Below are 19,801 nucleotides of genomic sequence, written 5' to 3'. Positions count from 1 at the left end.
AAACGATGCGGGCACGATTAACACCCCTTTTGCTGGCGGGCGGGCTTGCCTGCTTCGGCACAGCGGCGCAGGCCAGTGAATCCGCCTCTGCCGTGGTCACAATAAGAGTCAACAACCCCGCGCCAACCTGTCGGTTGGAAGTGCCGGCAGAGTATTACCTCGGACAGCTGACGACTGGCCCCGCGACGCAACAGAAAAGACACGCGCCGTTTGCCGTGAAATGGTTCTGTGATAATCCCGTCAGGTCGGGGCTTAAGGCCACGCTTGTGAAAGGGTATTTGCGACCCGCGCAAGACCAGCTGGAGATGGTGAGCGGCGGCGTACCCAATGGAACACTGTTGTGGCTGGAGGAGGAAGATAACCGCAAAATCAAACTCAGCGGGAGCGAAAACGATGCATTCTGTGTGGGGCAAATGGCGGAGCTACACCGGGAATGTACGCTGACGCCCGTCACAGAAGTGCATGCCAGCGACAGAAAAGGGCTGGTTGAGGCAGCCATTCGCTTTGATGTGGTGTATCTGCTATGAGAGTGCTTCTTCTTTTTATTACAGCAATTTGCGCTATCGCATCCAGCCATGCTGCATGGGAAACCACCGACCAGATAACTATCTCGCGCGTTGAAATCGCGCCAAATGGCAGCGGGACGCGGACGTTTACGGTCAACCTGAATACGCAGTCGGATGCGGTGAAGCGTTCGAGCCATATTGCCTGCGGCGCGTGGCTGGAACAGGTGTGGAACTCGCCCGTGGCACCGGCCGGGCAGGGAACGCTACAGATAAACGATAGCGTAACGGGAACCAGTACGCCGGCCTCAATTCTGACCAAGGTGAACCTGCAATACGCGCGCGGCAACTGGCTCCCGCCGCAAGCGCTGGGCGATACCCTGACCTGTACCTTTAACCTGGTCGGGAACCACTTTCTGAGCTCCTTGCACCTCGGCGTTTTTTACCTGGCGGCTGGCGTACCGCCGGATACAACGCCGGGCACGGTTATCGACGCGCATACGCTTGCCGGTATTGCGGTGCACGAGCGCTGGGATATGCCCATCTCGCAGAAGACGCAAACCGTGCAGGTGCGTTATTCGCCGGAGGTCACGCTCGAACCGGGGGAGAATGTGTATCTGGAAAAATACATCACCGTGTCTGATGGCAACGACCTGGCCTTGTATGCCGTGGAGTTTCGTATTCTCTCCGACCCGGCACAAATGCTTACATTAAGCAGCCATCAAGGGAGTGCGTCGCAGGGGCAGTGCGAGGTGGCTCCGGCTCAAAATAAGCGCCAGTGTCTGCTGAGCGTAAAACCCCGGCAGCAGATTACGCCTGGGCAGCACACAGCAACGATGAATATCACGCTGCGGTGGTTATAGAAAAGGGCGGGGAACCCCCCGCCCGCGAGTGCTTAACCCATCGCGCTTTCACGCAGTCGGGTTTTCAACTTGCTGTACTCATCAATCACATACTGCTCGGCGGCGCGCTGATCGGCAATCGGCTCCACGCGCACGGCGCAGTATTTATACTCCGGCGTTTTGGTTATCGGGCTGAGGTTTTCAGTGACCAGCTCGTTACAGGCGCCAATCCACCACTGGTAGGTCATATACACCGCACCACTGTTCGGGCGCTCGCTAACCTGCGCGCGGGTGATGATTTTGCCCTTGCGAGAATGCACCCACACCAGCGCTTCGTCCTCAATACCCAGCCTTGCTGCATCTTCCGTGTTAATCTGCGCATAGCCCGGTTCATCCGCCAGCGCGGCGAGCGCGGCGCAGTTACCGGTCATTGAGCGGCAGGAGTAGTGACCGACTTCACGCACCGTGGAGAGCACCATCGGATACTCATCGGTGAGCTTATCAATAGGCGCAACCCAGTCGCAGGTAAAGAATTTCGCCAGCCCGTTCGGGGTATCAAACTTCTCTTTAAACAGATAAGAGGTACCTTGATCCGCATCCGATGTATCACGGCATGGCCACTGGATGTAGCCCAGCTCACCCATTTTCTCATAGGTAGCACCGTAAAAATCCGGGCACAGGTGACGCAACTCGTCCCATATCTCCTGCGTGTTGTTGTAATGCATGGGATAACCCATCCGCGTCGCGATTTCGCTGATTATCTGCCAGTCCGTTTTCAGATCCCACTTCGGCTCGACCGCTTTAAAAAAGCGCTGGAAGCCGCGATCCGCTGCGGTGTAGACCCCTTCATGCTCGCCCCACGATGTGGACGGCAGAATGACATCCGCCACTGCTGCGGTTTTGGTCATGAAAATATCCTGCACAATCACCAGCTCAAGCTCGTCGAACGCCTTGCGCACCGCCGACAGCTCCGCATCCGTTTGCAGCGGATCTTCGCCCATAATATACGCTGCGCGCACCTCGCCATGCTCCACACGATGCGGCAACTCGCTGATGCGATAGCCCGTATGCGCAGGCAGACTCTCCACGCCCCAGGCTTTGGCGAATTTCGCCCGGTGAGCCTCTTCTTTCACGTACTGGTAACCCGGATAGGTGTCCGGCAGCGCGCCCATATCACAGGCACCCTGAACGTTGTTCTGACCGCGTACCGGATTAACGCCCACATGGGGTTTACCGAGGTTGCCGGTCAGCATGGCGAGACTGGTCAGCGAGCGGACGGTTTCCACACCCTGGTAGAACTGGGTCACGCCCATGCCCCACAGGATAGCTGCCGATTTCGCCCCCGCGTACATCCGCGCAGCATGACGGATCGTTTTTGCGCTCACGCCTGTAATATCTTCGACCGATTCCGGCGTATAGCCTTCAACGATTTTTCGGTACGCTTCGAAGCCTTCGGTACGCGTAGCAACAAACGCCTGGTCGTACAACTGCTCTTCGATAATGACATGACCGATAGCATTCAGCAGGGCGATATTCGAGCCGTTTTTTAACGCAACGTGCATATCGGCGATGCGCGCGGTTTCTATTCTGCGCGGATCGCAGACGATGATTTTCGCCCCGTTCTGTTTCGCGCGAATAATATGGTTGGCGACAATCGGGTGAGAATCCGCCGGGTTGTAGCCAAAGATAAACACTAAATCTGTGTTATCGATTTCATTGATGGCATTACTCATTGCGCCATTACCGACCGACTGGTGCAGACCTGCAACCGAAGGGCCGTGTCAGACACGTGCGCAGCAATCGACGTTATTCGTACCAATAACGGCGCGCGCAAATTTTTGCATTATGTAGTTGGTTTCGTTACCCGTACCGCGAGAAGAACCCGTCGTCTGGATAGCATCGGGGCCATATTTCTCTTTGATAGCACTCAGACGCCCGGCGACATAATCCAGCGCTTCTTCCCAGGAGACCGACTCCAGTTTGCCGCCTCGTTGGCGGCGGATCATCGGGCTTTTCAGGCGTGGCGTCAGGATTTGGGTATCATTAATAAAATCCCAGCCGTAATACCCTTTCAGGCACAACGTCCCCTGATTGGTTTTACCCTGCGCTGCCTCTGCCCGAACGATTTTGCCGTTATCGACCACCAGGTAGATTTTGCAACCCGAGGCGCAATACGGGCAAACCGTGACGACTTTTTTCATCACACTCGCTCCAGTTAATAGAATCGCTCCCCATTATGCATCTTCTATGCCATATCGTTATTGGGGATATTTACCGATAATACGGCGCAAAATTGGGCAGAGTACTGACGAAACGCAGGCAATCGTCAAAAGTGACGTGTCGAAAGCGGCGTGTATGGCGAGATGCTGCGCCTCTCGAAAGACGCTATAAAAGAGAGGTTCCACTGCCGTGTGCGATTGCGGTGAATCATTTCTTGCAACTTATGAGCGAAAGGAAAGGTTTAGTCAGCAGGGGAATATGCTGGCTGGTCGCGCGCGCAAAGTGCGGCGGTATAACACGGTAAAAAACCGCATGAATATATTTCATGAGAAACATATTCTTCGGACTAAATATTTAATCTTTATGAATAGTTCTGGTTTATTATTCTTATTGATCAACGTTATTGATCTTTTTATTTTCAAGTGACCTGCTTCACAGACCTGCCAATAATACGCTTGTTCTTCTGCTTTCTGCCCTATAACTTAGTGTTTGCAGGGTTGCTACTAAATTAAGGCTAAACCTAAAATACCTATACCTTTTTACAATGAAAGGTGGCGGTGCTTTAGTTTTTTTATCTATATATATCGCACAAGTATATAAAACTAACAATATATCATCCGGGAAAATAAAAGGAATTTGAAGTGAAAAAATGGTTTCTTTCAGGTGTTATGATCATGAGTTCATTTGCATTATATGCCAGTGAAATGACGCTAACCGTATTTCACACAGGGGATACGCATGGTCGGGGAATGAGTGCAGAGGGTATCGGTTACGGTAAGATGAGCGGCTACGTGAAAGCGTTTCGTAAATCTGCGGATAATGTCTTGTTTCTCGATGTCGGCGATGCCGTCAGTGGCGTACCGGTAAGCGATCTCGCGGAGGGTGCGACGAATATCAACGCCATGAATACTATGGGCTACGATGCGTTTACGCCGGGCAATGCCGACTTTGTTTTTGGTGGGCAAAATTTGCTGGCGCTGCACCAAAAAGCGCGCTTTCCTTTTATTTCTGCCAATGTCTGGTTCCAGGGTAAATTAGTATTTGAACCTTTTATAATAAAAAAAATAGGCGATATCTCGGTGGGGATTATTGGCGTCTCGCCGCTTAATGCGATGGTGGCGACCACGGAAAATAAACTGGCCGGTTTTCTTGTCAGCGATCCGATCATCGCGGTGAAAGATGCTGTTGAGCAGCTTAAAAACAAAGTCGATGTGATTGTCTTGCTCGCGCATCTTGGCAAGACGGATGTGGATGTGAATATTAATAAGCTGGCGGCGGCGGTGCCGGATATTGATATCATTATCGATGGTCACGATCATATTGCGATGAACGGTGGGGCGCAGCTGGGCAATTCAATTATGGTGAATGCCGGGCAATATGGTGACTATCTGGGGCAATTAACCTTAACCATCAAAGATAAAAAAATTATCGCGTGGAATGAGCGCCTGCTGGATAAAAACATGCTGATGAAAGTTGCTGTTGATAAGCAGACTCAGGCCTATATTGACGAAGAGCAAGCAAAAAGCGAGCGGCTCCTTAGCCGTGTCGTGATGGCGCTGCCCTGGACGCTGGATGGCAAACGGGAGCGCGTGCGCTCCGGGCAGACCAGCCTTGGCTCCGTACTGGCCGATGCCGAGCGTGAGTATGCGCAGGCCGATGTAGCGTTCACCGTCGGTGCTTTTTTGCGTGACAGTATCGAAGCCGGCCCGGTTTCATACGGGCAGGTGCTGAATGCCGTCCCTTTCACGTTGCCACTCGTCACACGCGAAATGAGCGGCAGGCAGATACGAGGTTTTCTTGAGCATAATTACCGGGAAACAAAACTGATAACCGGAGCTTATGCGCACGTCAGTGGTCTGACCTATATGGTTGATTATTCTCTGCCGGTCGGGCAGCGTATGAAAGAGATAAAGGTCAATGGTATGCCGCTGGACCCGGACAAGCTGTACCGCGTGGCCTGCAACGAACAGGTCAGTGATTACGGGATCCGCGATATTAAAATCAAAGATCGCTATGATGTGACGATGGCTTCGCTGCTCACTGATTACGTGAATAATCACCCTGTGTTATCAACACCGGATACGCGCATACGGTTTATCAATAGCGGGAATTGAGATTCCTCCGCTACTCGTTAGTACAACCCTGAATTAACGTTAAAGCCAGTCCCCTTTTGAGACTGGCTTTATGAAATATTATCTTACCGCGCTGTTTTTCAGCGCGTTTTTCCTCGGTGGGCAAGTGGCCCGCGCCGACATTCTTAATGATGCGATAGATAACATTCAGCGGGCGATTGGCGATGCTTATCAGTCAGATGAGAGCCGCTACGATGACCGGCGCGATGACGACTGGCGTGACGCAGAATTGTCGCGGCAAAGCGATGAAAGACGCCGACAGTACGAGGATCGCCGCAGGCAGCTGGAAGACCGGCGACAACAGCTCGACGATCGCCAGCACCAGCTCGATCAGGAGCGGCGCCAGCTTGAAGACGATCGGCGCAGGCTGGAAAACGACTATTACCGTTAGCCGCGCTATGCTGGCGTGCGTAACCCCAGGCGCTGCGGAACGATATCTTCCAGAAGCGCGACCAGTTCCGGGTCCATAAAGGCGTAGCGATCGGGAATATCGAGCACATGCACCGGTTTATGCTGCAACAGGCGGCTGTAGTCGGCCAGTAACCGGCTTTTGTGTTGCTCTTCCATGACGCAAATAACGTCTGCCCAGGAAAGAATGGCGGGGGAAATGGTTTTACGCGCCTGGCGTTGGGTACCGGCGGAGCGGGCATTCAGCCCCGGATAGCGGCGAAAGACGTGCTCTGCCGTCGGGCTGCGCCAGTGGTTTCTGCTGCAAATAAAAAGCACATTCATGGCAAGTTATTACTCTTCAATGCCGCGTCGTGCTATTTCCTTATTGGTCACACGCGGGTAATCAAGACCCTGTTGCGTCGCCCGCAACAATCGTCGGTATGAGTAGGATCGCTTTACCCTTCCATTACCCCAATTTCTGGCGGCGTGTACTCATCCAGGTTATGACAAACAGCGGAAAGAATATATCCATATTACACTGGCTAATCCAGCACAATCCGCATGCCATCATAACCTGCTTCAAACCCTGCAGGCAGCGGGTTTTTCATCATCCATTGATCAAAGACATGACTGATATGCGTTAGGATCACTCGCGGACAATTTATTGCCGCATTCAGGGCGATTACGGCATTCAAATCGTTGTGATTTTTCGGAATCTGTTTACGTGGTTCATGGCTGCAATCAATCACTAGTAATTGCGGGCAATTGTTCAGTAAAAACTTCTGGGTCTTGTCCGGCAGCCCGGCGGTATCCGTCAGCCAGGCCACCCGGCTGTGAGCGGTTTCCAGCAAATAACCAAAGGTGAGTTTTGAGTGGTTAAGCGGCAGCGGCGTCACCTGTAACCCCTGCAGGTCAAATACCACAAAGGGTTCGACGGTATGGCTGAAGTCCAGCAGGCCGGGGTGCTTAAACAGGTCGTCGCAACCGTGCTCATCCGGCGGGCCGTAAACCGGTAGCGTCTTTCCCACCCCCCAGCGCAGCGGAAACAGCCCCTGCACATGATCCATATGGTAATGGGTCAGCAAAAATTGCCGGAACTGCCCGGCGGGAAACTGCTCCATTAAATCAGGAATACCGGCGTCCAGCAGTGTTATTGCATCGTTAAACTGCACCATGCCGCTACAAGGCGCCCGGCGGTATGCCGCATTTCGCCGGGCGCGAGCACAGGCATCGCATTCGCAGCCGAAGACCGGAACTAACTGCGCACCACCGGTACCAAGAAGGGTAATTGTCAGGCTCATAACATCCTCCACAGCGGATGTGTCAACGTCATCGGCTATGCTGACCTTTTTACGCACTGTTCCCTTGTGTCGTGCGTATCAGCTTAACCAGTCCCTCGACTGACTGTAGCAAACTTCCGTCATTATTGAGCGTTAAACATGCTTTCGGCGTATAACGCGCCGCCCTTTCCAGCCGGGCGGCGATTTCGGCTGCGTTTTCCCGCCCGCGCTTTTCCAGCCGCTGGCGCAGGATATCTAGCGACACCTGCACATAGACCGGCAGCAACAGGCTGCCATACTGCGCCTGCGCTTGCGCCAGATGCCCCCGCGACCCGTTGACGACCACATCAAAACCGGCCTGTAACCAGAGATCGATCTCCGCTCCGATACCGTAGTAAAAGCCATTGGCATGCCAGCTCAGGGTGAACAAATGCTGCTCGGCGCGGGTAAAAAACTCTTTTTCACTGAGGGCGATATAATTTTCACTCCCGGCGCTCGCCGGGCGGGTAATGTAACGATGCGCAACCAGCAGTTGCGGGTACTCACGCTGGCGCAACGCGGCCAGCAAGGTGTCTTTCCCGGCACCGGATGGCCCCATCAGCCAGATCACTCTTCCCATTAAAATACCCTTTTGCCCTGTCGCCATACGTGGTCGATATGCACGTGATCACCTTTGTGATGAACCAGTACCAGATCCGCGCGTTTCCCTTCATCGATCACCCCGCGATCACTCAGATTCAGCGCCTGTGCCGGGTTTTTGGTGACCAGATGGATGGCCTGCGGGAGCGTGAACGCATTCTGTTCGTCTGCGGCGATGCGAAAGGCGGCGTCCAGCAGGCTGGCGGGGTAATAGTCAGACGAGAGCACATCCAGCAGGCCAAGCTGCGCCAGTTGGTGTGCCGCCACGTTGCCGGAGTGGGAACCGCCGCGCACAATATTCGGCGCGCCCATCAATACGCGCATCCCATGCTCGCGCGAGGCCTGCGCTGCCGCGAGCGTGGTGGGGAATTCCGCGATAGCGCTGCCTAACTGATGCGACTCCACCACATGTTCAGGCGTCGCGTCGTCATGGCTGGCGAGCGGTATCTGGCGAGCGCGACAGGCGGCGGCAATCGCCAGGCGGTTTGGCTGCGACCAGCGTGCGGCCAGCGCCAGCTGTTCCTGCTCGAAGCAGTCCATCTGTTCGTCCGTTAGATGGTACTTACCCTGATAATATTCACGGTATTTCTCGTAACTGGCGTACTGACGCTGGCCGGGGGAGTGATCCATTAGCGAAACCAGCGTGACCGATTCCCGGTTAACCAGTTTCTCGAAGAGCGGCAGCGTGGTGTGGTGCGGTAATTCACAGCGCAGATGCAGCCGATGCTCGGCGCGATTCAGGCCACGCTTTTGCGTATCTTCCACGGCGTTAATCATCTTCTCCAGGTTCTCCAGACGATCGCCGCCATCGCGCACATCGCCGATGGCGACTGCATCCAGCACCGTGGTGATGCCGCTGGCGACCATCAGGGCGTCGTGGCTGCTCATTGCGGAGTGCGCAGGCCAGTCAACTTTTGGGCGCGGCGTGAAGAATTTATCCAGATTATCGGTATGCAGCTCAATAAGCCCTGGCAGCAGCCAGCCGCCCTCGCCATCGTGCGCGCCGGGCTGGCGGCTTGGCGTCTGGGCAAATGTGCGGATCATGCCATCACGGACTTCCAGCGATCCTTCAACCACCTCGTCATCGAGGATCAGTTTTACATTATTGATAATCATACGGGTGTTCCCATCGGATAGAGACGGTCGGCGACATGCTCACGCACCGCGTCATCGTGGAAAATGCCAACAATCGCCGCGCCGCGCGCTTTGGCTTGCGCGATCAGTTCAACGACGGCAGCGCTATTTTTCGCATCCAGCGAAGCAGTTGGTTCATCAAGTAACAGGATCGGGTAGTCGGCAATAAAGCCACGGGCAATGTTAACGCGCTGCTGCTCGCCGCCGGAGAAGGTGGCCGGAGCGAGGGACCACAAGCGTTCAGGCACATTCAGGCGCGTGAGCAGCTCGCCTGCTTTTTGCGCGCAACGCTCTCGCGCGACGGCCTGTTCCAGCAGCGGCTGCATCACAATATCCAGCGCGCTCACCCTGGGGATGACGCGCAGAAACTGGCTGACCCAGCCGAGGGTCTGGCGGCGAACTTCCAGCACTTTACGCGCGGGAGCCTGCACCAGATCCACCCACTCGTCGCCATGTTTCACATGGATATGCCCGGCGTCGGGCAGATAGTTGGCGTACAGCGAGCGCAAAAGCGTGGATTTACCGCTGCCGGAGTGCCCGTGCAGCACCACACACTCACCGGCATCAACAGAAAGGGAGGTCTCATGCAGCACCGGCAGGCGGACGCCGTTTTGATGATGCAGAACAAAGGTTTTGCTGACGTTCTCTACACGCAATACATTCATCGACAACTCCTTAATTTTGCAGCACAGAGGAGACCAGCAACTGGGTGTAAGGGTGATGCGGATCGTCAAGCACGCGATCGGTTAAGCCACTTTCCACCACCCGACCTTGCTGCATCACCAGCAGGCGGTGCGCCAGCAAGCGTGCGACACCCAAATCATGGGTCACCATCACCACCGCCAGGTTCATTTCCACCACCAGCCCGCGCAGCATATCCAGCAGGCGCGCCTGTACCGAGACATCCAGCCCGCCGGTTGGCTCATCCATAAACACCAGCTGCGGGCGAGTGACGAGGTTGCGGGCGATTTGCAGACGTTGCTGCATACCGCCGGAAAACGTGGTGGGTAAATCATCAATGCGCGAAGGGGGGATCTCCACATCGTTTAACCACTGCTGCGCGCTGGCGCGAATATCGCCATAGTGCCGCGCGCCGATAGCCATCAGGCGCTCGCCGATGTTTCCCCCGGCGGAGACCTGGCGGCGCAGGCCATCGAGAGGGTGCTGGTGCACGACGCCCCATTCGGTGCGCAGCAGGCGGCGGCGCCCGGCTTCACTTAATGCATACAGATCGCGCGCTTTGTAGATAACTTGCCCCTGTTGCGGCGCCAGGCGGGCGGACAGCGTGTTCAGGAGCGTGGTTTTACCGGAACCGGACTCGCCAACAATGCCCAGCACCTCGCCAGGCCACAGGTCGAATGACACATCCATAAAACCTTTACCCGGCGCGTAAAGATGGGTGAGGTGATTTACCGAAAGCAGCGGTTGAGTCATTGATGCAAAGCCTCGCTCTGTTGGCGGCAGAAATCGGTATCGGAGCAGACGAACATCCGCGTGCCGGTATCATCCAGCACCACCTCATCGAGGTAGCTATGGGTTGAGCCGCAAATCGCGCAGGGGTGATCCCACTTTTGCGGCGCGAAGGGGTAATCGGCAAAATCAAGGCTTTCGACCTTCGTCCACGGCGGCACGGCATAAATCCGTTTTTCACGCCCGGCACCAAAGAGCTGCAAGGCTGGCATACGGTGCATTTTCGGGTTATCAAATGCCGGGATCGGCGACGGATCCATCACGTAGCGATTGTTCACCTTCACCGGCCAGGCGTAGCGGGTGGTGAAGTTACCAAAGCGCGCAATGTCCTCATACAGCTTCACCTGCATCACGCCATACTCTTCCAGCGCGTGCATGGTGCGGGTTTCGGTTTCGCGCGGTTCGATAAAACGCAGCGGCTCCGGGATGGGAACCTGGTAGATGAGGATCTGATCTTCGCGAAGGGCGGTTTCCGGGATGCGGTGGCGCGTCTGGATAAGCGTGGCGTCCACGGTGCGCTCCGTCGTGGCAACGCCGGTAACACGGGTAAAAAACTGGCGAATTGACACCGCGTTGGTGGTGTCGTCCGCGCCCTGATCGATAACTTTCAGCACATCTTCTTCGCCAATCACGCTGGCGGTGATTTGAATTCCTCCGGTTCCCCAGCCGTAAGGCATCGGCATTTCGCGCCCGCCGAACGGCACCTGGAAGCCGGGGATCGCGACGGCTTTTAATAGCGCGCGGCGGATCATGCGTTTGGTTTGCTCATCAAGAAAGGCAAAGTTGTAACCGGTCAGCGAGTTAGCCACGGCGCTTCTCCTGTTGCAGTTGTCTGAGCAGGTCCAGTTCCGCCTGGAAATCGACGTAATGAGGCAGTTTGAGGTGCGAGACAAACCCTGCCGCCTCTACGTTGTCGGCATGGGCGAGGACAAACTCTTCGTCCTGCGCCGGGCTGGTAACGGCTTCACCGTACTCGGCGGCTTGCAGGGCGCGATCGAGTAGCGCCATCGCCATCGCTTTGCGCTCGCTCAGGCCAAACACCAGCCCGTAGCCACGGGTAAAGTGCGCCTCCTCGTCCTGAGGGGCGACGAAACCATTAACCATTTCGCACTCAGTTATCAGCAGTTCGCCGACGTTTACCGCAAAACCCAGCTCTTCGGGCACAATATTGATGGCGACATAACCGCTGCGGATCTCCCCGGCAAAGGGGTGATTACGCCCGTAGCCGCGCTGGGTAGAGTAGGCCAGCGCCAGCAAATAACCTTCGTCACCGCGCGTTAATTGCTGCAAACGCGAGGCGCGCGAGCAGGGGTAAACCGGCGGTTGGCGGGTGATGTCGTCTGGCGTTGCGCCGCTCTCCTGCTCCGCTTTCGCCAGCCCTTCTTTGATCAGCAACTCAAACACATGCGGCGCATCCTGCGCACTGGCTTCCCCTGTTTGCAGCGCAGAGGTTTCTCCTTCGGCGAGCAGGGTAAAATCGAGCAAACGGTGGGTGTAATCGTAGGTGGGGCCGAGCAACTGGCCGCCGGGAATATCTTTATAAATTGCTGAGATACGGCGCTCCAGGCGCATTTTGCTGCTGTCGACAGGTTCACTGACCGCAAGGCGCGGCAGCGTTGTGCGGTAGGCGCGCAGCAGAAAGATTGCTTCGACGTTGTCACCGCTCGCCTGTTTAAGCGCCAGCGCAGCCAGTTCGCGATCGGCGATACCGCCTTCGGTCATCACCCTGTCTACCGCCAGATGCAGTTGTTCAGCGACTTGCGCGACGCTCAGTTCCACCAGCGCCACGTCGCCACGGCGTTTCTGCGCCTGGAGCGCATGGGCGGCGGCTATCGCCTTCTCGCCCCCCTTGACCGCAACGTACATCAGCACACCTCCACAAGCGTGGTTCTCGGTATCGCCAGCGCCCGATCGCCACAGGTAAGAATGACGTCGATTCCGGTCGGGAACGCGTGCGGGCGATCGGTAAACTCATCGGTTATGCACTCCGGCAGTTGCGGGGCAATCATGCGCTCCTCCTGAATTCCCGGCCCGGTGAGGCGCAACATACGTCCGCCGCTTAACGCCGGGAGCTGCAAAATCAGGGTGGCGCTGTTTTCCGGGCTGACCACCGAGCCTGCGGGCAGCTCGCTAAGCTGCAGGGCGCTGAGGGTGTAATCGGCAACGGCAAACAGCGACTGCCCTGGCTGGTCTACCAGCGGCGCGCCGGTGTGAAAACGCAGGTTTTGCCGTATCAGGTCGTTACTCACAGCCTCTGACAACCAGACAGGGGTGTCGTTATCCACCAGGGTGAGCAATACGCTGGTGGAGGCCGGGTTGAGCGGCGGCCAGCCGTGCTTAAGCTGCGGTAGCGAGACAATCACGCCCGGTTCGCTCATGGCTTTTAACAGGCGGCGGAAACAGTGTTGGGCATCGTGTACCGCCGAGGCGAAGGCAGGTTGTAAGGTCATGCGCTATCTCCGCGAACCAGGGTGAAAAAGTCGACCCGGCTGGTGTTGATCTCGGCCTGGCGCGCCTGAATACGCGCGGCGCGCCAGGCTTCCAGTGGGGTAATCAGCGTTTCCATTAATGTCTGAAAGTCATCCGGCTCTTGCAGCAGGGCATCGCAGACGGCGCAGCGCTCGGCATGGCCTTTATCGCGCCCGAGTACCCAGCTAAATCCCAGCGTGCCGCTCGCCAGTTTGATAACGGCGCGCGTTAAGGTGGCATCGCCCGGTAAGAAGCGTTCGCCGGTTGCGCCCATGCGGGCCTGGATTTGTACCAGCCCGGTTTGCGGCGCGCGCACCAGCTCATAATCGGGGGCAAGGCCAAGCGTGCGCATGTGCGCGCGCAGCATCTCCGGTGTGGAGTGTGACAGCGCCGCCATCCAGCGCTGGCGCGTCGGGGTATCGAAGTGCATTCAGTGCTCCATCGTAAATTCGATCATGTCGGCGCGCGTCAGGCTTACGGAGTACTCCGTTGCGTTTTTCTCGCCGTCACGGTGATTAAGGGTGCGCACGCACAGCAGCGGCGCCATGTTGGGGATCTCCAGCCAGCGGCTCTCTTTTGCCTGCGCGCGCCGGGCGCTGATGCGTGTCTGGGTTCGTTTCAGGCTGATGCCTGCCTGCTCGCGTAGAAAGTCGTGCAGCGAACCGCTGGTAAACTGTTGCAGCAGCGACCACAGGCTCAAGTCGGAGAAATAGTGATCGATAAGGCACAGTGCGACGCCGTTAACGCGGCGGCGGGTGCGCAGGTGGATAACGTTGTCGCCTTCACGCACGCCCAGCGCGTCCGCCACGTGGCTGGATGCCGGGCGCAGTACCGCCAGCATGCGTTCGCTGGTCGGGTGGCTGCCCTGGTCGAGTAGATTCTGGCTGAACCGCGCCTGTGCATTAAGCGGGTAATCGAACGGGCGCATCAGCACCAGTACGCCAATTCCCTGGCGGCGCTGTACCCAGCCTTTTTCCACTAACTGATCGATAGCGCGACGTAAGGTGTGGCGATTTACCTCAAAACGCGCGGCCAGTTGATGTTCCGCCGGTAGCCAGTCGCCGCAACGGTAGTTACTGCGCAGCTCCTGCTCCAGCCTGGCGGCAATCTCCTGGTAGCGGGTGGGGAAAGTGGTCGGATGTCTGGATAGGTGCATGGTCATCAAAGCCTCACCATCGAAAAAGATGTATTCAGAAGGCTGATGAACAGCAGCAAGCCTTCATTCATGGGCTTTATGCTGGCGATTTATTGTTTCATTTCGGTTATGTAATGATTGCTGGCGGATGAAGTTTTCGCGGCGAAGAGATGAATGAAAAGCGGGAGCTGTGAGGCGCTCCCGCCGAAGGTCGTCAATTATGCGTCGCTCATGGGTTTAGCGACATTGACCATCCATGGGGCGCCAAACTTGTCGGTGACCATCCCGAAGCCCTGTGCCCAAAAGGTTTCCTGCCACGGCATCGTAATGCGCCCGCTGGCGGCGAGTGCGTCGAACCAGGCTTTTCCTTGTGCGATATCATCGGTAGACAGGCTTAGCGTAAACCCGGCCCAGGCGGCATCGTTTGGCTTGCCGTCGCTGAGCATGATGTCGCTCCCGGCAATGCGTAAATTCGCATGGGCGATATCACGCTCAGAAAATGGCTGGCCGGATGCGCAGCCGTCTTCGTACTCCTCGTCAGGAGGTTTTGGCATTTCGCCGAAGGTAATTTTGTAGGTCAGCTCGGCCTGTAAGGCTTGTTGGTAGAAATCAATGGCTTGATTGCATTGACCAGAGAAAGAGAGGTAAGGGCTAAGCGGCATGATCATTATCCTGGTAATGAACGTAGCCAGTAAGTATAGTTCGTGTGGTTAAAAAATGAACGGCGGGAAGAGGGCTTCCCGCAGCAGGTTAGTTCTTTTTAACGAACTCAGACTTGAGTTTCATCGGCCCGAAGCCATCAATTTTACAATCAATATTATGATCGCCTTCCACCAGGCGAATATTCTTCACCTTAGTGCCAATCTTCAGCATGGATGAACTCCCTTTAACTTTCAGATCCTTAATTACGGTGACGCTGTCGCCATCCGCCAGCAGATTACCGTTGGCATCTTTAACGATTAATACATCTGCATCCTGAGCGGGTTCCGCGTCGTTCCATTCGTAGGCGCATTCCGGGCAAATGTACATGCCGTTATCTTCGTAAGTGTATTCGGAATTACATTTTGGGCAGTGGGGAAGTTGCATAGGATGTTTCCTCAAAAAGTACACACAAAACCGGACGTGACCGGCAACAAAAAGGCACATGGCCTGAAAAGGCCGCAATTATACAACAAAACCGTACAATTGCCGGTGTTATTATTTCTTTTTCAGAAAAATATAAAGAAAAAGGTGCTGACATAACCTGTCATTCGGTTAAGCGATGCTAATAGAAAGCAAAAAAATGGAGAAAATACTAATGCCAAATATTCATGATATTTCCTGGATGAAATTGCCAGCTAATAATAATTCCTATATTGTGGGATGTCGCAAAGTTGTTATTTGCTAACGAACAGTCATACCCGTAGGCGCTGCCAGCACCGGCAGATATTACCTCTTCAGGGGTTGGGTAAAATAAATGACGATATATCCTGATTGTTTCTAAAAATGAGCTACGCTCTAAGAAACTCTGGTTTTCCACCGGAGGAACACGGCTACATTTTTTGTAAGCAAAATATATTTTTCTGAATCTCATCAGAGAGTTATCTATTTATAAGTATTTTCCACACGTAATTATAAAAGTCGCAACTTCATTAATAAACCAACGCGGCTTAATAACAAGTAATAAATTTGCGTTAAGGAAAGATTTTTAATATGCACACACAAACTATTTTTGAATTAAGCCAGGAGGCTGAAAGGCTTTTACAGCTTTCATTACAGAATCTTTTGGCACTGACAAAAATGCCGGTCGCATCGTTAGATGAAAAAAATGTTATCGGTAACGTTGAAGGCATAAATGTTCTACCATTACATTTCACGGCGCGCGGTATTGAAGCGCAACAAGCAACATTACAAAACGAGCTACGAAAAATCACCCGACTGGAAATGGTGCTGGCTATTGTCGGCACGATGAAAGCGGGAAAATCGACCACGATTAACGCTATCGTGGGAAAAGAGGTGCTGCCCAACCGCAACCGCCCGATGACGGCTTTGCCGACGCTGATTCGCCACACGCCAGGCCAGAAAGAGCCGGTGTTACATTTTTCCCATGTCGGGCCTATCGACGCGCTGACCCAACAGCTACAGGCGCGGCTGGTGAATTATTGTCGCGAAGAGCTGGCGCAAAAGCTGGAAATCGACAAAGACATGGCCGCGCTGCTGGAGCGTATTGAGCAAGGAGGCGCTTTTGATAAGCACTATCTCGGCGCGCAGCCTATTTTCCACTGCTTAAAAAGTCTTAACGATCTGGTGCGCTTGTCAAAAGCACTGGATGTGGACTTCCCGTTTTCAGCCTATGCCGCTATCGAACATATTCCGGTGATTGAAGTTGAGTTTGTGCATCTTGCCGGGCTTGAGAATGAGGCGGGCCAGCTGACGCTGCTCGACACGCCGGGGCCGAACGAATCCGGGCAGCCGCATCTGCAAAAAATGCTCAGCGAGCAGCTAGCGCGCGCTTCTGCGGTGCTGGCCGTTATGGATTACACCCAACTTAAATCCATTTCTGATGAAGAAGTGCGGCTGGCGATTTCTGCCGTTGGCCGCTCGGTGCCGCTCTATGCGCTGGTGAATAAATTCGATCAGAAAGATCGTAACAGCGACGACGAAGATCAGGTGCGCACCATGATCTCCGGCACATTAATGAAAGGGCATATTAACCCGTCGCAGATCTTTCCCGTCTCCTCTATGTGGGGATACCTGGCGAACCGCGCGCGCCATGAGTTGCGCAATCATGGGCGATTACCGAACCCGCAAGAGCAGCGTTGGGTGCAGGACTTTGCCGAAGCTGCGCTGGGCCGCCGCTGGCGAAGCGCCGATCTGGACGATCCGGAGCATATCCGGCACGCCGCCGATCTGTTGTGGGAGGATTCTCTCTTTGAGAAACCGATCCGCAAACTGTTGCTGGCCGCTCACGCAAACGCCTCACTGTTTGCGCTGCGATCGGCCTCGCATAAGCTTCTCAATTACACGCAAAGCGCGCGGGAATACCTCGATTTTCGCTATCAGGGACTGAGTGTTGCCTGTGAACAGCTGGAGCACAATATTGCGCGGCTCGAAGAGGATATGGCGCTGCTGCGAACTCGTCAGCAGAGCGTTGGCGACGAGGTCTCCCATGAGGTCGAAGGCGCGCTGGCGGCTGCGGAGACCTGGCTCCACGGGCAGCAGTTTGAAATTGTTGAAGCGATTGATGCCTGGTTTTATGGCGGTCGGGTCAGCGAGATGGTGAATGAAAACCATGAGAATCAGCCGTATGGGAACAGCTACACGCCAGGGCAGCTGGTGCTGGAAAATGAAAGCAAAGCGCAGAGTGCGCTCAGCAAAATCCGCTCCGGTTGCGAAACCATTCTGCTGGTGGCGCAGGAGCGTATCAGTCGCGAGCTGGCGCAACGTTTTGATGAACTGGAAACCACGCTTGCACGCTCGCTCAATGATGCGATGCGCCCGATCGAGACGCGTATTAAAGAAGAGCTGAATCATGCGGGGTTTCGCACACGGATCACTTTTCCCGCGTTTCAGCCGAGCATGCTTAACTTCAATACCCGCGCGCTGTTTAATGACGTGATCGCCGAGGAAGATCTCCCTGCCGGGCAGGCGTCACGAAGCGGGACGATGCGAGAGACGGTCTCGCGCTGGCTCAATAACCCTGGCTGGGGATGGGACGATTATGTGGCGACCCGTACCCGTTACGTGATCGATGTGGCGTCATTGCATAAGAAATTAACCGATCATGTTATCCACTTTTTTGCGCAAATCCGTAAAGCGTTAGCCGCCCAGGTGAACATTTCCGTGTCAGCAGGGATGGCGACGTTTTTCGCGGAATTTTCATTAAGCCTGGAGGGATTGCAGGAAAGCCTGCGTGATAGCCTGGCGATACGTCAGCAAAATGAATCATCCGTGCAGGCTTTGCAGCAGCATTTGCAGAACTGCATCAGGACGGCTGGCTGGATCCATGAGGATGCACGTCTGTTACGCGATGATATACAAACCCTGTTCGCAGCAGATCAACCATGAAAAATAGACTACTGGATGGGCCGGGAAGGGTACTGGAATGTATCTACCCAAAATTTATCGTAGATGTGGTGCAGGGCAACGATAACCCGCGCCAGGCACCCGGCGTGCCGCAACAGCAGGCATTTCGCGAGCGGTTAACGCAGGAGATAATGGCGCAAACGCAGCTGCGTCCGTGGGCGATGTCCGGCATGCTCAACGAAAACGCAGTCTTGCGTTTAGGTCTGGCGGAAAAGCTGGCCAGCACGCGTGACCCTGGGCATCTGGCCTTGACCCGTATTACCCAGCGGCTTAGCGCTATGCAGCAGGCCGTCAGCCGCCCGGCCAACCCCGCCGCCCGGCAGCTTGACGAACTGGCGGAGCATTTCAGCCAGCGGGCCGCGTGGAAAGAGAAAGCGTTGACCCGGCGTGGGCTGGCAGTGCAGGCGGGCCATCATAGCGAGCAGGTCTTTAACCACTGGCGAGTCGGGAACTACAGCGGCTGGTCAATGGCCGGGCGCTGTTACGTGGCGCTGGAAGAGTTACGTTGGGGCGCTTTTGGCGATGCCTGTCGCCTGGCAAGTGCGGATGTGGCGAAGATGCTGAAAGATAATCTGCGCGTGATGGCCGCAGAGTTTCTCGCCCAGGGAATCGATGCTGCCATCACTACGCGGCACTATTATCATCAGTGGCTATCGATTCCGTCCACGCCGGGGTTAATGGATTATAAAGATTTGCTGGGCTGGCTGGGGGAGTGGTGCGATGCAGAGCGTCAGCCGATTTGCTGGTCGGTAACGCAGAGCTGGCAACCCGTCGCGCTCGGTATGCCGCGGCTGTGTTCCGCTGTGCGCCTGGCGACGGCGATGGTCGATGAAGTGTTTGAAAACGGATAAACGCCGCCATTTTGCTTAATCAAACAAAAAGCCCCTNCAGATAAAAACACTCTGACTTGAGCGTGCTAAAAAAACTTTCAGCCATCGCATTATCCAGGCAATTACCTTTCCTCGACATACTCTGGAGCACGCCCTTAGCTTTTAATTTTCCCTGATAAGCTGCCATCTGATACTGCCAGCCCTGATCTGAATGAAGCAAAGGTGTGTCGCCAGGATTCAGCCTCAGGAACGCCTTCTCCAGCATTGTGTGTACCAGCCCCATCACAGGTCTTTCTGACAGACTGTACGATATGACCTCGCCGTTAAACACGTCCAGCAGCGGTGAAAGATAAAGTTTCTCACCATTTACGGCGAATTCAGTGACATCCGTTACCCATTTTTCATTAGGCTTTTTGCCCTGAAGTCACGTCTGAGAATGTTGGGGGCAACCACACCAACCTGACCTTTCCAGGAACGGTACTTCTTTACCCGGATTACTGCCATCAGGGACATATTCCCCATCAGTCGCTGAACAGTTTTGTGATTAATCAGATAACCACAACGTCTGAGTGCCAGTGTGATGCGGCGGTAACCATACCGACCTTTATGGTATTGATATATTGCGGTGATTTTCTCCCTGACATGCTGATATTTTTCCGCGTGCTTCATTGTCTTTAAGTGATAATAAAGCG

20 protein-coding genes and 1 pseudogene are annotated in these 19,801 nt (G+C 55.0%); 6 read left to right on the top strand and 15 right to left on the bottom strand.

Annotated features, from left to right (window positions below; all coding sequences use genetic code 11):
* The first annotated feature begins 5 nt into the window (after positions 1 to 5).
* The gene (locus ACTU3N_RS06790; RefSeq protein ID WP_443085380.1) at positions 6 to 527 is read left to right on the top strand and encodes a hypothetical protein; all 522 of its coding nucleotides are present in this window, start codon (positions 6 to 8) and stop codon (positions 525 to 527) included.
* Positions 524 to 1,366 carry a hypothetical protein gene (locus ACTU3N_RS06785; protein ID WP_443085379.1) on the top strand — a complete coding sequence of 281 codons (843 nt, stop codon included), beginning with the start codon at positions 524 to 526 and terminating at the stop codon, positions 1,364 to 1,366. Before ACTU3N_RS06790 ends, ACTU3N_RS06785 begins: the two co-directional genes overlap by 4 nt.
* A 32-nt stretch (positions 1,367 to 1,398) precedes the next feature.
* On the opposite strand, the gene fdhF is transcribed toward ACTU3N_RS06785, so the two are convergent.
* Positions 1,399 to 3,546 (bottom strand): formate dehydrogenase subunit alpha, encoded by a 2,148-nt coding sequence (gene fdhF / locus ACTU3N_RS06780; RefSeq protein ID WP_443085378.1) that lies wholly within the window; start codon positions 3,544 to 3,546, stop codon positions 1,399 to 1,401.
* 693 nt (positions 3,547 to 4,239) lie between these two features.
* Between fdhF and ACTU3N_RS06775 the strand changes: the two genes are divergently transcribed.
* Together ACTU3N_RS06775 and yjdP are read left to right on the top strand one after the other, a co-directional pair.
* Positions 4,240 to 5,679, top strand: coding sequence for a bifunctional metallophosphatase/5'-nucleotidase (locus ACTU3N_RS06775; protein WP_443085377.1), 1,440 nt, complete (start codon positions 4,240 to 4,242; stop codon positions 5,677 to 5,679).
* 70 nt (positions 5,680 to 5,749) lie between these two features.
* Complete coding sequence (gene yjdP, locus ACTU3N_RS06770) at positions 5,750 to 6,088, top strand: DDRRRQL repeat protein YjdP (RefSeq protein WP_443085376.1); 339 nt, start codon at positions 5,750 to 5,752, stop codon at positions 6,086 to 6,088.
* A 5-nt stretch (positions 6,089 to 6,093) separates the two neighbouring features.
* Here the strand turns inward: yjdP and ACTU3N_RS06765 are convergent, their stop codons facing one another.
* From ACTU3N_RS06765 to ACTU3N_RS06705, 13 genes are all read right to left on the bottom strand, one after another.
* Positions 6,094 to 6,429, bottom strand: a complete 336-nt coding sequence (locus ACTU3N_RS06765) for a low molecular weight protein tyrosine phosphatase family protein (RefSeq protein ID WP_443085375.1) — start codon at positions 6,427 to 6,429, stop codon at positions 6,094 to 6,096.
* Positions 6,430 to 6,629: 200 nt separating this feature from the next.
* Positions 6,630 to 7,388 (bottom strand): phosphonate metabolism protein PhnP, encoded by a 759-nt coding sequence (gene phnP / locus ACTU3N_RS06760; protein WP_443085374.1) that lies wholly within the window; start codon positions 7,386 to 7,388, stop codon positions 6,630 to 6,632.
* A gap of 49 nt (positions 7,389 to 7,437) precedes the next feature.
* Entirely contained in the window at positions 7,438 to 7,986 is a 549-nt protein-coding gene (gene phnN, locus ACTU3N_RS06755; RefSeq protein ID WP_443085373.1) for a ribose 1,5-bisphosphokinase, read from the bottom strand.
* On the bottom strand, positions 7,986 to 9,122 hold the full coding sequence (phnM, locus tag ACTU3N_RS06750) for an alpha-D-ribose 1-methylphosphonate 5-triphosphate diphosphatase (protein WP_443085372.1): 1,137 nt from the start codon (positions 9,120 to 9,122) through the stop codon (positions 7,986 to 7,988). Before phnM ends, phnN begins: the two co-directional genes overlap by 1 nt.
* Entirely contained in the window at positions 9,119 to 9,805 is a 687-nt protein-coding gene (phnL, locus tag ACTU3N_RS06745; RefSeq protein WP_443085371.1) for a phosphonate C-P lyase system protein PhnL, read from the bottom strand. The genes phnM and phnL overlap by 4 nt, the downstream gene beginning before the upstream one ends.
* A gap of 10 nt (positions 9,806 to 9,815) precedes the next feature.
* Positions 9,816 to 10,574, bottom strand: coding sequence for a phosphonate C-P lyase system protein PhnK (phnK, locus tag ACTU3N_RS06740; protein ID WP_443085370.1), 759 nt, complete (start codon positions 10,572 to 10,574; stop codon positions 9,816 to 9,818).
* Positions 10,571 to 11,419 carry an alpha-D-ribose 1-methylphosphonate 5-phosphate C-P-lyase PhnJ gene (locus ACTU3N_RS06735; RefSeq protein ID WP_443085369.1) on the bottom strand — a complete coding sequence of 283 codons (849 nt, stop codon included), beginning with the start codon at positions 11,417 to 11,419 and terminating at the stop codon, positions 10,571 to 10,573. Before ACTU3N_RS06735 ends, phnK begins: the two co-directional genes overlap by 4 nt.
* Positions 11,412 to 12,476 carry a carbon-phosphorus lyase complex subunit PhnI gene (locus tag ACTU3N_RS06730; RefSeq protein ID WP_443085368.1) on the bottom strand — a complete coding sequence of 355 codons (1,065 nt, stop codon included), beginning with the start codon at positions 12,474 to 12,476 and terminating at the stop codon, positions 11,412 to 11,414. Before ACTU3N_RS06730 ends, ACTU3N_RS06735 begins: the two co-directional genes overlap by 8 nt.
* On the bottom strand, positions 12,476 to 13,060 hold the full coding sequence (gene phnH / locus ACTU3N_RS06725; RefSeq protein ID WP_443085367.1) for a phosphonate C-P lyase system protein PhnH: 585 nt from the start codon (positions 13,058 to 13,060) through the stop codon (positions 12,476 to 12,478). The genes ACTU3N_RS06730 and phnH overlap by 1 nt, the downstream gene beginning before the upstream one ends.
* On the bottom strand, positions 13,057 to 13,509 hold the full coding sequence (gene phnG, locus ACTU3N_RS06720) for a phosphonate C-P lyase system protein PhnG (RefSeq protein WP_443085366.1): 453 nt from the start codon (positions 13,507 to 13,509) through the stop codon (positions 13,057 to 13,059). The genes phnH and phnG overlap by 4 nt, the downstream gene beginning before the upstream one ends.
* Positions 13,510 to 14,241, bottom strand: a complete 732-nt coding sequence (gene phnF / locus ACTU3N_RS06715; protein ID WP_443085365.1) for a phosphonate metabolism transcriptional regulator PhnF — start codon at positions 14,239 to 14,241, stop codon at positions 13,510 to 13,512. It lies immediately after the preceding gene.
* Positions 14,242 to 14,432: 191 nt separating this feature from the next.
* Positions 14,433 to 14,876 (bottom strand): VOC family metalloprotein YjdN, encoded by a 444-nt coding sequence (gene yjdN, locus ACTU3N_RS06710; RefSeq protein ID WP_443085364.1) that lies wholly within the window; start codon positions 14,874 to 14,876, stop codon positions 14,433 to 14,435.
* Positions 14,877 to 14,964: 88 nt separating this feature from the next.
* Entirely contained in the window at positions 14,965 to 15,300 is a 336-nt protein-coding gene (locus ACTU3N_RS06705; protein WP_443085363.1) for a zinc ribbon domain-containing protein YjdM, read from the bottom strand.
* Positions 15,301 to 15,906: 606 nt separating this feature from the next.
* Between ACTU3N_RS06705 and crfC the strand changes: the two genes are divergently transcribed.
* Together crfC and ACTU3N_RS06695 are read left to right on the top strand one after the other, a co-directional pair.
* Positions 15,907 to 18,261: a clamp-binding protein CrfC gene (crfC, locus tag ACTU3N_RS06700; protein WP_443085362.1), complete on the top strand. Its 2,355-nt coding sequence runs from the start codon at positions 15,907 to 15,909 to the stop codon at positions 18,259 to 18,261.
* Positions 18,258 to 19,130 (top strand): diguanylate cyclase regulator RdcB family protein, encoded by an 873-nt coding sequence (locus ACTU3N_RS06695; protein WP_443085361.1) that lies wholly within the window; start codon positions 18,258 to 18,260, stop codon positions 19,128 to 19,130. The genes crfC and ACTU3N_RS06695 overlap by 4 nt, the downstream gene beginning before the upstream one ends.
* A 37-nt stretch (positions 19,131 to 19,167) precedes the next feature.
* On the opposite strand, the pseudogene ACTU3N_RS06690 reads toward ACTU3N_RS06695, so the two are convergent.
* Positions 19,168 to 19,801: pseudogene (locus ACTU3N_RS06690) on the bottom strand (IS3 family transposase); the annotation flags it as partial.

It is taken from the genome of Vagococcus sp. WN89Y (assembly GCF_052220145.1).
Lineage (GTDB): Bacteria > Pseudomonadota > Gammaproteobacteria > Enterobacterales > Enterobacteriaceae > Kosakonia.
The sequence above is the reverse complement of the archived record's forward strand: the minus strand, read 5'-3'. Positions and strand labels throughout refer to the sequence as shown.